10 protein-coding genes are annotated in these 14702 nt (G+C 71.7%); 6 read left to right on the top strand and 4 right to left on the bottom strand.

Features of this window, described 5'->3' with window-relative positions; genetic code table 11:
- Positions 1-138 precede the first annotated feature (138 nt).
- Genes GQ56_RS0105040 through GQ56_RS0105055 form a run of 4 tightly spaced genes read right to left on the bottom strand, consistent with a single transcriptional unit; the run spans position 139 to position 8682 of the window.
- Complete coding sequence (locus tag GQ56_RS0105040; protein WP_031397610.1) at positions 139-4326, bottom strand: bifunctional nitrate reductase/sulfite reductase flavoprotein subunit alpha; 4188 nt, start codon at positions 4324-4326, stop codon at positions 139-141.
- Between the two features lie 16 nt (positions 4327-4342).
- Positions 4343-4690, bottom strand: a complete 348-nt coding sequence (gene nirD / locus GQ56_RS0105045) for a nitrite reductase small subunit NirD (protein WP_031397611.1) — start codon at positions 4688-4690, stop codon at positions 4343-4345.
- A gap of 38 nt (positions 4691-4728) precedes the next feature.
- Entirely contained in the window at positions 4729-7332 is a 2604-nt protein-coding gene (gene nirB / locus GQ56_RS0105050) for a nitrite reductase large subunit NirB (RefSeq protein ID WP_031397612.1), read from the bottom strand.
- 21 nt (positions 7333-7353) lie between these two features.
- The gene (locus GQ56_RS0105055; RefSeq protein ID WP_031397613.1) at positions 7354-8682 is read right to left on the bottom strand and encodes an MFS transporter; all 1329 of its coding nucleotides are present in this window, start codon (positions 8680-8682) and stop codon (positions 7354-7356) included.
- A gap of 644 nt (positions 8683-9326) precedes the next feature.
- On the opposite strand from GQ56_RS0105055, the gene cobA reads away from it, so the two are divergent.
- The 6 genes from cobA to GQ56_RS0105085 all read left to right on the top strand — a co-directional run bounded on the left by cobA (position 9327) and on the right by GQ56_RS0105085 (position 14586).
- Positions 9327-10088, top strand: coding sequence for a uroporphyrinogen-III C-methyltransferase (gene cobA, locus GQ56_RS0105060; protein ID WP_031397614.1), 762 nt, complete (start codon positions 9327-9329; stop codon positions 10086-10088).
- A gap of 120 nt (positions 10089-10208) precedes the next feature.
- Positions 10209-10805, top strand: coding sequence for an ANTAR domain-containing response regulator (locus GQ56_RS0105065; RefSeq protein WP_031397615.1), 597 nt, complete (start codon positions 10209-10211; stop codon positions 10803-10805).
- Between the two features lie 5 nt (positions 10806-10810).
- Positions 10811-11863, top strand: a complete 1053-nt coding sequence (locus GQ56_RS0105070) for a CmpA/NrtA family ABC transporter substrate-binding protein (RefSeq protein WP_031397616.1) — start codon at positions 10811-10813, stop codon at positions 11861-11863.
- Positions 11864-11984: 121 nt separating this feature from the next.
- Positions 11985-12584 carry a uracil-DNA glycosylase family protein gene (locus tag GQ56_RS0105075; RefSeq protein ID WP_031397617.1) on the top strand — a complete coding sequence of 200 codons (600 nt, stop codon included), beginning with the start codon at positions 11985-11987 and terminating at the stop codon, positions 12582-12584.
- A gap of 70 nt (positions 12585-12654) precedes the next feature.
- Positions 12655-13440, top strand: coding sequence for a YkgJ family cysteine cluster protein (locus tag GQ56_RS0105080; RefSeq protein ID WP_031397618.1), 786 nt, complete (start codon positions 12655-12657; stop codon positions 13438-13440).
- Positions 13441-13644: 204 nt separating this feature from the next.
- Complete coding sequence (locus GQ56_RS0105085; protein WP_031397619.1) at positions 13645-14586, top strand: helix-turn-helix transcriptional regulator; 942 nt, start codon at positions 13645-13647, stop codon at positions 14584-14586.
- Positions 14587-14702: the final 116 nt, after the last annotated feature.

Here is a 14702-nt window from a genome sequence, read left to right on the forward strand (position 1 = left end):
CCATGCCCGCCGCCCGGACTGTCATGCGCGGCGTTCGCCGTCGACGGCCCTCCCGACGGCCCGGGCCGTCGCAGGCCCGCTCGTCGCCGAAGCCGGGCCCGCATGCCGGCGGGCCGCATCGAGCCGCGCCGCCCGCGTTCAGTACACGTCACGCATATAGCGGCGCGCCTTCGCGAGCCGCGCGACGTAGTCGTTCGCGTCGTCGTCCGACATGCGGCCATGCTCGGCGACCACGGCCTTCAGCGCCGCATCGACATCCTTCGCCATCCGCGCGGCGTCGCCGCACACGTAGAAGTGCGCGCCGTCCTCCAGCCACGCGAACAGCTCGGCGCCCTGCTCGCGCATCCGGTCCTGCACGTAGATCTTGTCGGCCTGGTCGCGCGAGAACGCGAGATCGAGCCGCGTCAGGAAGCCGCTGTCGCGCATCGCGCCCAGCTCGTCGCCGTAGTAGAAATCGGTCTGCGCGTGCTGCTCCCCGAAAAACAACCAGTTGCGCCCGCGCGCGCCGCGCGCCTGCCGCTCGTGCAGGAAGCCGCGGAACGGCGCGACGCCGGTGCCGGGGCCGACCATCACGATCGGCACGTCGCCGTTCACCGGCGGCCGAAAATGCGCGGACTTCTGCACGAACACGGGCACGCGGCCGTCGTCCGCGCGATCGGCCAGAAAGGTCGACGCGACGCCTTTGCGCGCGCGCCGGCCGTTGTGATAGCGCACCGCCGACACGGTCAGGTGGATCTCGCCCCGGTGCGCGCTGGGGCTCGACGCAATCGAATACAGGCGCGGCTGCATCCGCTTCAGCATCCCGACCAGTTCCGCGCCCGACAGCTCGACCGGAAACTCGTGCAGCACGTCGGCGAGCTGCTGCCCCCACAGCCATTGCTTCAGGTCGCCCTTGCGGTCGTCGCCGAGCAGCGACTTCAGCGCGCCGTTCGCGCTGCGCGACGCGATCAACGCGAGCGTGTCCGGATGCGGGCGGGTGATGTCGAAGTGGCGCGCGAGCGCATCGCCAAGACGCATGTCGCCGGCGCCCGCCACCGTCACCGGCGCATCGGCCTTCAGCGCGGTGACGGACAGCAGTTCGTCGACCAGCTCCGGGCAGTTGGTCGGCCACACGCCGAGCGCATCGCCGGCTTCGTATTCGAGGTTCGCGCCTTCGGTCGACAGCGACACGCAGCGCGTGTCCTTGGCCGCGCCCGGACGGTTGAGCCGCAGGTTCGCGACGAGCTTCGACGGCGCCGGATGCGCCTTCGACGGCAGCAGCCCCGCCGGGCCCGGGCCGTCTGACGGCACCGCGTGCAGCGCGGCGTCGGCCTCCTTGATCCGCGCGACGACGCGTTCGAGCCACTGGTCGGCGTCGTGCTGGAATTCGACGTCGCAATCGACGCGCGCGCAAAGACGCGCCGCGCCGAGTTCCGCGAGCCGCGCGTCGAGCCGGCGGCCGTGGCCGCAGAACCGGTCGTAGTTGCGATCGCCGAACGCAAGCACCGCGAAGTGCACGCCGTCGAGGCGCGCGGCGCTGCCGGCCTGCAGCGCTTCCCAGAATTCGCTGCCGTTGTCGGGGGCGTCGCCGTCGCCGAACGTGCTCGTCATCAGCAGCACGTATTGCGCGCCCGCGAGCGACGCCGCCGGATAGTCGGACATGCACGCGGTGCGGATCTCGAAGCCCGCGTTCATCAACTGCGTCGCGTAATCCTCGGTCAGCGATTCGATGTTGCCGGTCTGCGATGCCCACAGCAGCACGACCTTCGGGCGCGCACGCACGATCCGCACGCCGCCGGGCGCGCCGGCATCGGCCGGCGGCGCCGGCGCCGCGGCGCCCTGCGTGCCGGCGGGCAACGCGCGGCTGAACAGGCCCGCGAGCATCCCGTCGAGCCAGAACCGCACCGGCGGCGTGAGCGGCGCGCCGGCCGGCAGCACCGGCACGCCGCCGTCGCGCCGGCCGGCGCTTGCCTTCAGCCCGCTCACGAGCCCGGCCACGTACAGCCGTTCGGTGTCCGTCAGCGGCGGCGGCGCGAGGTCGGCAACGCCGAGCGCGGCCGCGAAAGTGTCGAGGTCTGCCATGTCGGATTCCTGTGAAGCAGTCGCCTGCGCCATCGCCGGCACGGGCCGCGCGTCGTCGGCGCGTGCATCGGGTTGCGCCGTCTCGTCGCCGGCGGACGCGAACGCATCCGTCTCGACGCGCCGCAGCGCGACCGCGCAGTATTTCAGTTCGGGTTGCTGCGATTCGGGATCGATCGCGTCGTTCGTCACCGCGTTGATGCACAGGTCGTCGCCGTACACGTCGTTCCAGTGCATCGGCGCGAAGCAGTTGCCGCGCAGCACGCGCTCGGTCACGACCGCCGGCAGCACCGCGCGGCCGCGCGCCGAGCGAATCTCGACGCTGTCTTTCGCGGCGATGCCGAGCGCGCGCGCGTCGTCCGGGTGCAGTTCGACGAACGGGCGCGGGTTGAGCTTGTTCAGCATCGCGACCTTGCCCGTCTTCGTCATCGTGTGCCATTGATGCTGCAGCCGTCCGGTGTTCAGCACGACCGGGAACGCGTCGTCGGGCCGCTCGGCCGGATCGGCATGCGGACGCGCGAGGAAGCGCGCCTTGCCCGACGGCGTCGGGAACGCGATGCGCGGCGCGGCGCGCCCGTCGGCCGCCGGACGCGGCGTCTGGCTCACGCCGTCGTTCAGGTAGCGGATCGGGTGCCGCTCGCGCGCGGCGCCGGGTGCGACGGGCCACTGCACCGGCCCGTCGCGCAGCGTCGCATGGCTCGCGCCGCGCAGGTCGTAACCGGTCGCCGGATTCGAGAACCGGACGATCTCGTCGAACACGTCGGCGGCCGACGCGTAATCGAATGCCTCGCCGAAGCCCATCGCGCGGGCGACTTCCGCGACGATGCGCCAGTCGGGCAGCGCGTCGCCCGGCGGCGCGACCGCCGCGCGCATCAGCGTCATGTTGCGCTCGGAGTTGACCATCACGCCGTCGCCCTCGGCCCACAGCGCGCCCGGCAGCAGGATGTCCGCGTAGCGGTTGGTCTCGGTGTCGAGGAACGCATCCTGCGCGATCACCAGCTCCGCGGCCTGCAGCCCGGCGATCACGTTCCGCCGGTTCGGCACGGTCGCGACCGGGTTCGTGCAGACGATCCAGCACGCCTTGACGTCGCCGGCCGCCATCCGCGCGAACAGGTCGACCGTGCCTTGCCCCGTCTCCTTGCGCAGCGTGCCGGCGGGCACGCGCCACAGCTGCTCGACGAAGCGCCGGTCGTCGTCGGACAGCACCGAGCGCTGGCCAGGCAGCCCCACCCCCATGTAGCCCATCTCGCGCCCGCCCATCGCGTTCGGCTGGCCGGTCAGCGAGAACGGCCCGCTGCCGGGCCGGCAGATCCGCCCGGTCGCGAGGTGCAGGTTGCAGATCGCATTGGTGTTCCACACGCCGTGCGTGCTCTGGTTGAGGCCCATCGTCCAGCAGCTCATCCATTCCGGTGCATCGCCGATCCATTGCGCGGCGGTGCGCAGGTCGGCTTCCGCGAGCCCCGTGATCGCCGCGACGCGCTCGGGCGTGTACTCGGCGAGGAACGCGGGCATCGCGTCCCAGCCTTCGGTGTACGCATCGATGAACGCGGCGTCGGTGCGGCCGTTCGCATGCAGCAGGTGCAGCAGCCCGTTCGTCAGCGCGAGGTCGGTGCCCGGCCGGATCTGCAGGAACAGGTCGGCCTTGTCGGCCGTGCCGGTACGGCGCGGATCGACGACGATCAGCTTCGCGCCGGCCTTCACGCGATCCATCATCCGCAGGAACAGGATCGGATGGCAGTCGGCCATGTTCGCGCCGATCACGAAGAACAGGTTCGCGCGATCGAAGTCCTGGTACGACCCGGGCGGGCCGTCCGCGCCGAGCGACTGCTTGTAGCCGGTGCTTGCGCTCGCCATGCAGAGGCGCGAGTTCGACTCGATGTTGTTGGTGCCGACGAAGCCCTTCGCGAGCTTGTTGACGAGGTATTGCGCCTCGATCGACATCTGCCCCGACACGTAGAACGACAGCGCGTCGGGCCCGTGCGCATCGAGCACCGCGCGCAGGCGGCGCGCGGTTTCGGCGATCGCGTCGCGCGCCGGCAGCGGCACCAGGTCGTCCTCCCGCGCGCGGCGCGCGAACGCGCGGTCGAGCCGCCCCGAGCGGCGCAGCGCGACGTGCGCCGATGCGCCCTTCGTGCACAGCCGCCCGAAGTTGGTCGGATGGTCGGCGTCGCCGGACACCTTGACGACTTCGCCGTCCTCGACGTGCAGCACCATTCCGCAGCCGACGCCGCAGTACGGGCACACGCTCTTGACGGGGGTGGCGGTCATGCGCGCTCCGGGGCGATCAGGCCGCGACCCACACGACGCCGTCCTCGACCCGCGACGGATACGCGCTCACCGACTGCCCGGGCGCCTCCAGGCATTCGCCGGTGCGCAGGTCGAAATGCTGCTTGTACAGCGGCGACGCGACGACGACGCGCTCGCCGAGGCTGCCGATCAGCCCGCGCGACAGCACGGCGGCCTGCGATACGGGATCGACGTTGCCGATCGCGAACACGCCGCCGTCTTCGGCATGCGAGACGTGAAAGACGGCGACCTGCTCGCCGTTGACGAGTGCACACACGCCGGTGTTCGGCACGATGTCGTCGAGCTGGCACACGCGGGTCCAGGACAGAGGAAGACGATCGTTCATGAGGGGCTCCTTGGAAAAGACGCTGGTGTCGGCCGGGGTCAGGCGGTGGCGGGTTCGGTCAGGACCTGCGTCGCGCCCCCGGCGGCGGCGAGCGTCGACACGGGCTTGCCGTCCGTCCGTTCGCCGGGCGTCGCGGGCCGGATCTGGCCGCGCGTCTCGACGAATTCAATGGTCGTGTCCGGCGCGTCGCTGTTCACGAAGTGGCGGAAGCGCTTGCGCGTGTCGGGATCGGTGACGGCCTTCTTCCACTCGCATTCGTAGGTGTCGACCACGTGCTGCATGTCGGCCTCGAGCTCGGCGCCGATCCCGAGCCGGTCGTGCACGACCACGTCGATCAGGTAGTCGAGCCCGCCTTCGAGGTTGTCGCGCCACACGCTCGTGCGCTGCAGCCGGTCGGCGGTGCGCACGTAGAACATCAGGAAACGGTCGACATAGCGGACCAGCGTCGCGCGATCGAGATCGGACGCGAGCAGTTCCGCGTGGCGCGGCTTCATCCCGCCGTTGCCGCACACATACAGGTTCCAGCCCTTCTCGGTCGCGATGATGCCGACGTCCTTGCCCTGCGCTTCCGCGCACTCGCGCGTGCAGCCCGACACGCCGAACTTGATCTTGTGCGGCGCACGCAGCCCCTTGTAGCGGTTCTCCAGATCGATCGCGAGGCCGACCGAATCGCCGACGCCATAACGGCACCACGTCGAGCCGACGCACGACTTCACGGTGCGCAGCGCCTTGCCGTACGCATGGCCCGATTCGAAACCGGCCGCGATCAGCTCCTCCCAGATCGACGGCAATTGCTCGACGCGCGCGCCGAACAGGTCGACGCGCTGGCCGCCGGTGATCTTCGTGTAGAGCCCGTACTTCCGCGCGACCTGGCCCACCGCGATCAGCCCTTCGGGCGTGACCTCGCCGCCCGGCATGCGCGGCACCACCGAATACGTGCCGTCGCGCTGGATGTTCGCGAGGTAGTAGTCGTTCGAATCCTGCAGCCCCGCGTGCTCCTTCTTCAGCACGAACTCGTTGAAGCACGACGCGAGAATGCCCGCGACGGCCGGCTTGCACACGTCGCAGCCGAGGCCATGGCCATGCTTCGCGAGCAGTGCGTCGAAGGTCGTGATGCGCTCGACGCGAATCAGGTGGAACAGCGCCTGGCGCGAATGCGGAAAGTGCTCGCAGATATGGTTGTCGACCGCGAGGCCCTGCTTCTTCATCTCGGCCTTCATGATCTGCGTGACGAGCGGCACGCAGCCGCCGCACGACGTGCCGGCGCCCGTGCACGACTTCAGCGCGCCGAGGCTCGTCGCGCCGTCGGAAACTGCCGCGCAGATCTGCGACTTCGACACGTTGTTGCACGAGCAGATCTGCGCAGCCGCCGGCAGCGCGTCGACGCCGATCGCCGGTTTCGCCGCCCCGTCCGACGACGGCAGGATCAGGAATTCGGGCGATTCGGGCAGCTCGATGCGGTTCAGCATCATCTGCAGCAGCGTGCCGTACTCGGCCGCGTCGCCGACCATCACCGCGCCGTGCAGGAACTTGCCGCAGTCGGACACCACGAGCTTCTTGTAGACCTGGCGGCGCTCGTCCGCGTACTGGTAGGTGCGGCTGCCGGCCGTCGCGCCGTGCGCGTCGCCGATGCTCGCGACGTCGACGCCCATCAGCTTCAGCTTGGTGCTCATGTCGGCGCCCGCGAACACGGCCGCCGCGCGGGCCGCGCCGCCCGGATCGCCGCCAAGCTGCTTCGCGACCACCCGCGCCATGTCGTAGCCGGGGGCGACGAGGCCGTACACCATGCCGTTCCAAGCCGCGCATTCGCCGATCGCGTAGATGTCGGCATCGCTCGTGCGGCAGGCGTCGTCGATCGCGACGCCGCCGCGCGGGCCGATCTCGAGCCCGCAGGCGCGGGCCAGTTCGTCGCGCGCGCGGATGCCGGCGGAAAACACGATCAGGTCGGCGTCGAGATGCGTGCCGTCGGCGAACGTCATCCGGTGCGCACCGTCTTCGCCGTCGACGATCCCGAGCGTGTTCTTGCCCGTATGCACGGTCACGCCGAGCGCCTCGATCCTCGTGCGCAGCATCTTGCCGCCGCCGTCGTCGACCTGCACGGCCATCAGCCGAGGCGCGAATTCGACGACGTGCGTGTCGAGCCCCATGTCGCGCAACGCCTTCGCGCATTCGAGGCCGAGCAGCCCGCCGCCGACCACGACGCCGCGCTTCGCGTGCGCGCCGCATGCCTGCATCGCCTCGAGATCCTCGATCGTCCGGTACACGAAGCAGCCCGCGCGATCGTGGCCCGGCATCGGCGGCACGAACGGGCGCGAGCCGGTCGCGAGCACCAGCTTGTCGTAGCCGAGCGTTTCACCCGACGCAAGCGTGACCGCATGCGCGACGCGATCGATCGACGCGACGCGCGCATTCAGGCGCAGGTCGAACCGCGGATGACGCGCGAAGAAGCCGGGTTCGACGAGCGACAGGTCGTCCGCCGACTTGCCGGCGAAGAATTCGGACAGGTGCACGCGATCGTAGGCCGGGCGCGGTTCCTCGCCGAGCACGGTCACCTGCGGCGCGCCCGCCTCGCCGGCTTCCGCCGCGACGCATTCGAGGAACTTGTGGCCGACCATGCCGTGGCCGATGACGATGAGTTTCATGATGACGATTCCTTCGCTCGATCAGTTGGCGGCGTTCGCGGCGGCGGCCAGTGCGCGGTCGCGCAGCTCGGCTTCGCGCGCCTTGTGTTCGTCGCTGAAGCGCACGGCCATCGCGCACAGCGCGGTCGCGGTGACGGCGAGGCCGAGCAGGCTCAGCGTGTACTGCACGTCGCCGACGCCCTTCAGCAGGAAGCTCGCGACGACCGCGCCGACGTTGCCGCCCGCGCCGACGATTCCCGCCACGCCGCCGAGCGCCTTGCGGTCGATGAAGGGCACCAGCGCGTAGGTCGCGCCGCAAGCCATGTGCGTGAACAGGCCGAACGCGAGCATCGCGACGAGCGCCGCGCCGACGCTTTGCGCATGCGAGAACCAGAGCAGCCCGAGCCCTTCGCCGACGATCAGCGCGCACAGCAGCGTCGCGCGCACGTCGAGGCTGCGGCGCGCGGCGATCCGGTCGGACAGCCAGCCGCCGAACGCGCGGGCGAACAGCGCGAGCAGCCCGAACATGCCGACCGCGAAACCCGCGTCCTTCAGCGACAGGCTGAAGTGATCGACGTAGTACAGCGCCGCGATGTTGTGGATGAACACCTCGACGCCGAAGCACGCGCCGTAGGTGACGAACAGCATCCACACGCGATAGTTGCCGCAGGCCGCGACGAAGCTCGCCCAGCCGCCCTTCTTGCCGCTGTCGACCGTCACCCCCTGCTTGCGCAGCGCGACGAAGTCGCCTTGCGGGCAATCCTGCGTGAAGCGCCAGTACGCCCAGGCCATCGCGAGCATCGCGACGCCCGGCACGACCAGCGCGACACGCCACGACGCATCGTCGCCGAAGCCGAGCATCAGGCCGGCCGCGACGAGCAGCGGCATCAGCGCCTGCGTCGCTCCCGCGCCGGCATTGCCCCAGCCGGCCGTCGTCGCGTTCGCGGTGCCGACCACGTTCGGCGCGAACATCACCGACGTGTGGTACTGCGTGATCACGAAGCCCGCGCCGATCGCGCCGATGCCGAGCCGGCAGATCAGGAACGACTGGTAGTCGTGCGTGAACGACACCGCGAACACGGGGATCGCGCCGAGCAGCAGCAGGCCGACGTACACGCGGCGCGGGCCGAAGCGGTCGCACAGCGGGCCGACCAGCAGCCGCACGGCGATCGTCGCGGCCACCGCCGCGATGTTGATGTTGGCGACCTGCGCCGCCGTCAGGTGAAATTCGCGTGCGATCAGCGGCATCAGCGGCGCGCATGCGAACCATGCGAAGAAGCACACGAAGAACGCCATCCACGTCAGGTGGAACGCGCGCATCGGCGCGGTGCGGAGGCTGAAGAGATCGATACGGGTAGCTTTGTCGGTCATGTCATCCGCCAAACGAAAAACGGCGTCCTGCGCACCCGGTCTCGTCGAGACCCGATGCGTAGGACGCCGTTGCCCATGAAGCCCGTTGCCGGGCGCGTCGGTAATCGGTACTGCGGACGAATCGCCGTTGATCCGTCCGAACCGGCTGACGCAAGCGCCGTGCCATGTCGGCCCGGACCGGCCCGCCAGCCGCGCCGCGCAAGGCTCGCCGGGCCGCGCGCGACGCACGGCGGCCCGTACCGCGCGATGCGTCGTGATGCAGCGAGGCACAGAGGTGGTGCACTGCAGCACCGCCGCCGTGCGACATCGCGGTGCGCGCCGGCGGGGCACGATGCATGCCGACGCGGCGCGGCGGCGGCCCGTCCGTCTCGGCCGCCTGCGCGCGGGGCGACGGGCGACGCGCCGCTCCGCACACGTCGTGCCGGCTGGCCCGGATATTGCTGAATCCGTTGCATCACACCGGCAACGGCGCCGGTGAGCAGTCCCCGCAAACCCTGCCCGCCGGCCACGGCGGGCCGATCCGGACAACGGCGTCCCCACCGTGCGCGGCACGGCCCGGCGGCAGTTGCGCTTCGAGCGCCCGCCGCCGCGCAGGCCGCGCGCTATCGACCGCCGCCACCTCGCGGGCGACACTGGAACACGACATGACGACTGGTAAAGTCACGCTGCTGGGCGCCGGGCCCGGCGACCCCGATCTCCTGACGCTGAAGGCCGCGAAGGTGCTGGCCGCCGCCGACGTGCTGCTGCTCGACGATCTCGTCGCGCCCGGCCTCGCCGAACTCGCACCGCGCGCGCGCGTGATCCGCGTCGGCAAGCGCGGCGGCTGCCGCTCCACGCCGCAGGCGTTCATCGAGAAACTGATGCGCCGCTACGCGCTGCGCGGCGCGCACGTCGTGCGCGTGAAAGGCGGCGACGCGCTGCTGTTCGGCCGCGCCGGCGAAGAACTCGCCGCCCTGCGCGCCGCCGCGATTCCGGTCGAGATCGTCAACGGCATCTCGTCGGGATTCGCGGCCGCCGCGAGCCTCGGCATTTCGCTGACGCACCGCGCGCACTGCCACGGCGTCACGTTCGTCACCGCGCACCGGCAGGATCACGGCGAACCCGACTGGGCGCGTCTCGCGGCCGCCGGCACCACGCTCGCGATCTACATGGGGATGAGCCGCGTCGACAGCCTGGCGGCCGGCCTGCTCGCCGCGCTGCCGCCGTCGACGCCGGCGGCGGCCGTGCAATGGGCCGGCACGCCGGACGAACGCCGCTGGACCGGCACGCTCGGCCTGCTTGCCCGCGGCGTCGCCGCGGCAGGGCTCGGCAGCCCGGCCGTGATCCTCGTCGGCGGCGCGATCGGCGAAGCGGCCGTGCGGCACGCGGAGACCGTGCCCGCGGCGGCGCTGTCGCGCGCGGCCTGACATGCGCGACGGCGCGCGGCGTCGGCCGCCTCTCCTTCCCGTCGCTGCCGGCCGCCCCCGCGGCCGGCTGCCCTCGTTCGCACGCAGCCTCGACGTGCCGCTGCCCCCGTTGCCCGCCTCATGAGTTCGCCCGCCCTGTCCGCCCGCCTGCGCGTGCTGCTCGTCACCGATACCGACAAGCCGATCGGCGATCTCGGCGACGCGCTCGCGCGCCTCGGCTACGAGATGCTGAACGACGTCGCGACGCCCGCGCGCCTGCCGGCGGCCGTCGAGGAGCAGCGCCCCGACGTCGTGATCATCGATACCGATTCGCCGTCGCGCGACACGCTCGAGCAACTCGCGGTGATGCACGCCACCGCGCCGCGCCCCGTGCTGATGTTCAGCCACGACGCCGACCAGACGCTGATCCGCGCGGCGGTCGGCGCGGGCGTCAGCGCGTATCTCGTCGAGGGGTTGTCGGCCGAGCGCCTCGCGCCGATCCTCGAAGTCGCGCTCGCGCGCTTCTCGCACGACGACGCGTTGCGCCGCCGCCTCGCCGACGTCGAGCGCGAGCTCGCCGAGCGCAAGCTGATCGACCGCGCGAAGCGCATGCTGATGGACCAGCGCCGGCTGTCCGAGCACGACGCGTATGCGGCGCTGCGCAAGCGCGCGATGGATCAGGGCCTGCGCATCGTCGACGTCGCGCGGCAACTGCTCGACGCGTCACCCCAGCCATGACCGCCATGAACACTCTCCCGCCCGCCGCGCCGGAACGCGCGCATCTTCGCCTCGGGTTCGTCGCGCTGAGCGACGCGGCCCCGCTGATCGTCGCGCAGCGCCTGAACCTCGGCGCGCCGCACGGCCTCACGCTCGAACTCAGCCGCCAGCCGTCGTGGGCCGCCGTGCGCGACAAGCTGCTGAGCGGCGAGCTCGACGCCGCGCATGCGCTGTACGGGCTCGTCTGCGGACTGCAGCTCGGGATCGGCGGCCCGCAGGCCGACATGGCCGCGCTGATGGTGCTGAACCGCAACGGCCAGGCGATCTCGTTGTCGCGCGGCCTCGCCGACGCGTATCGCGACAGCGGCAGCGTGCGCACGGCCCTCGCGACGCTCGGCCGCAAGCCGCTCCTCGCGCAGACCTTCCCGACCGGCACGCATGCGATGTGGCTGAACCACTGGCTCGCGTCCCACGGCGTCGATCCGCTGCGCGACGTGCGCAGCGTCGTGATCCCGCCGCCCGAGATGGTCGCCGCGCTCGCCGGCGGCGAACTGGACGGCTTCTGCGCCGGCGAGCCGTGGCACGCGGTGGCCGAGGCCTGCGGCGCGGGCCGGACCGTCGCCGTCACCAGCGAGATCTGGCCCGATCATCCGGAGAAGGTGCTCGCGGCGCGGCGCGACTTCGTCGCGCTGTATCCGGCCGCCGCGCGCGCGCTGATCCGCACGCTCGTCGATGCCTGCGCGTGGCTCGACGGCGCCGCGCACCGCCGCGAGGCGGCCGACTGGCTCGCGTCGCCCGACGCGCTCGGCGTGCCGGCCCGGCTGATCGCGCCGCGCCTGCTCGGCGACTACGGCGCGGGGCCGTTCGCCGCGCCGCCGCTGCCGATCCGTTTCCACGACGGCGGCGCGGTGAACCGGCCCGATCCGCATGAAGCCCGGTGGTTCCTGTCCCAATACCGGCGCTGGGGCATGCTCGACGGATCGCACGACGACGCGGGAATTGCCACGGCAATTGCACAGACCGCGTTGTATGATGCTGCCGTCGCCGAAGGCGGCGCGCCGGCCCCGTCACGGGCATGATGCGCGCCGCGTGACGACCGGCGGTGCGCCCCCGCGCCACGCCTGTCCGGGCCGCCAGCCGGCGGCCGGCACGCCTCACCCGGGCGGCGCCGCGCGCCCCATCCGTCCCCGATACGAATCGATGCAGAAACGAACGCACGCGCCGCTCGACGCGCTGCTCACCGAAATCCGCGCATGCCGTGCCTGCGAGGCCGCGTTGCCGCTCGGCCCGCGCCCGGTCGTGCGCGCCCGTCGCGACGCGCGGATCCTGGTCGTCGGCCAGGCGCCGGGCGCACGCGTCCACGCGAGCGGCATTCCGTGGGACGACGCGAGCGGCAAGCGCCTGCGCGGCTGGCTCGGCGTCGACGCCGACGCCTTCTACGACGAGACGCGTTTCGCGATCGTGCCGATGGGCTTCTGCTACCCGGGGCGCGGCGCGAGCGGCGACAACCCGCCGCGCCCCGAATGCGCGCCGCTGTGGCTCGACCGGCTGCTCGCCGAATTGCCGTCGATCCGGCTGACGCTGCTGATCGGCCAGTATGCCCAGCGGCATTTCCTGCGCGACACGCGCAAGGCCACGCTGACCGACACCGTGCACGCATGGCGCGACTACGGCCCCGCCGTGCTGCCGCTGCCGCATCCGTCGCCGCGCAACCAGGCGTGGTTCAAGCGCCATCCCTGGTTCGACGCGGACGTCGTGCCGGAGCTGCGCCGTCGCGTGGCACGGCTGGCCGCCGGCTGAACGGGCTGAACGAAACCGCAGGCGGCGGCGCGACGCTTCACGCCACACCCGCCATCCCCATCGACCCAGAATGAACGACACCCCTACCGAACTCGATTTTTCCTGCAATGGCTGCGGCGGATGCTGCCGCGACCTGCGCATTCCGCTGACGATCGACGAAGCGATCGCGTGGCTGCGGCGCGGCGGCCACGTGGAACTGCTGTGCGATGCGATGCCCTGGCTCGAGGAGCCCGCGCCCGACAACGCGTTCGCCGCGTACAAGCGCGCACGCTCGAGCGCCGCGCTCAGCGGCTCGCTGCCCGTCCGCGTCACCGTCATGCTCACCGCGGCCCACGCCGGGCCGTGCCCGAACCTGCAGGACGACCTGCGCTGCGCGATCTACGACGAGCGCCCGCTCGTGTGCCGGATCTATCCGGCCGAAGTGAACCCGTTCGTGCCGCTGGCGCCGGGCGGCAAGCAATGCTCGCCCGACGTGTGGCAGCAGGCGCCGTTCGTCCGTGGCGGCACGATCGTCGATGCGGCCACCCGCGACAGCATCGCGCGCTCGCGCGCGGCGAGCGAGGCGGAAACGCCGCTGCGCGCGCGACTGTGCGCGATGCTGGGGATCGACGCCGCGGCCGTCGCCAACGAAGGATTCGCGATTCATGCGCCGCCGGCCGCCACGCTGCTCGCCGCGCTGACGGCCCTGCGCGAGCCGGAGGCGGCCGGCTGCAGCGACACCGCGACGTGGACGCTGCTGACCAACCGGAGCGCGACGGCCGATGCGCTCGCCTCGGTCAGCGCGTCGCCCCGACTCACGACAAGCGATGGCGGCGATGCGCCCCAGCGCTACCTCGGCTTCCATCCCGACGCATAGGCGGCATCCGCCTGCACCGGGGGCGGCACGGGCGGCGCACCGGTTCGTGGCCGCTGCCGCCCGCCGCCGAGCGTGCCGGTTCGCGATCGCCCGTTCGCTGCCCGCCCCGTGCCGGATCGCCCGGCGATGGCCCCGCGCATTCCGGTGACGGCCGGTTCGCTGTACCATCGCGACTCGACAGCGTCACGAACAGCAGAATCCTTCATGCCCTCCACCGCCCCGCCGCGCCTGTACGGGATGCCCGAACGCAGCGACCGGCTCGATTTCTACATCCGCGACCAGGCGTCGCGTCAGGCGATCACCGAGCCGCACCGGCACGCGTATTTCCAGATCCAGTTCAACCTCGGCGGCGACACCGAGCAGCGGATCGGCGGCGTCACGCGGCCGTTTCCGCGCGGCGCGCTCGCGTTCGTGCTGCCGCACCGCGAGCACCTGATCCCGCACCCGGAAGGCGCGCACTTCATCGTGATCAACTTCAGCCAGGCGTTCCTGCGCGCCGATCTCGACGTCGATCCGCTCGATCTCGAGGACGTGCCCGCGCACCGCTTTCCCGAGCTGACGCCGTTCCGCTTCCAGGAGCACCTCGACTTCATCCTGACCGGCGACACCTACGACGAGGCGCGTCGCCTCGCGCTGTGCATGCTCGACACCGATCGCGTGCGCACCTTCGGCTCCACGACGCTGCTGCGCGGCTACCTGCTGCAGCTGATCGGGCTGGTCTGCACGCAGTACGCGGGCGCGCTCGACAAGCTCGCGCAGCGCGGCGCCCAGCGTGCGGGCCGGCGCGACGCGCTGGCGCGCGTGCTGCGGCACGTGCGGGCGAACCTGACCCGCGAGGACCTCACGCTCGCCGCGACCGCCGAGGCCGCGTTCCTGTCGCCCAACTACCTGGCGCACCTGGTGCGCAAGGAAACCGGCAGCACCTTCACCGATCTCGTGACCGAGCGCCGGATCGCGCTCGCGCAGTCGCTGCTGGCGCACACGAGCCGGCGCATCGCGGACATCGCGCGTTCGGTCGGCTTCCGCGACGAAGGGTATTTCGCGCGGCGCTTCCGCGCGCGGGTCGGCGTGTCGCCGAAGGCGTACCGCGACGCGAACGCCGCGCTGCCGGACGGCGACGATCCCCCGGCGGCGGCCGACGCGTAGTTTTGTCCCGGTAAAACGCACTTGCGTCGCATCCCGCCGGCCGCGCGTCGGGTATCGTTGCATGCATGCTGGCCCGTGCGTCGCCCGGGCGCCGGCATCCGTCTTCCCACCGAACG

The organism is Burkholderia paludis (genome assembly GCF_000732615.1).
Taxonomy (GTDB): domain Bacteria; phylum Pseudomonadota; class Gammaproteobacteria; order Burkholderiales; family Burkholderiaceae; genus Burkholderia; species Burkholderia paludis.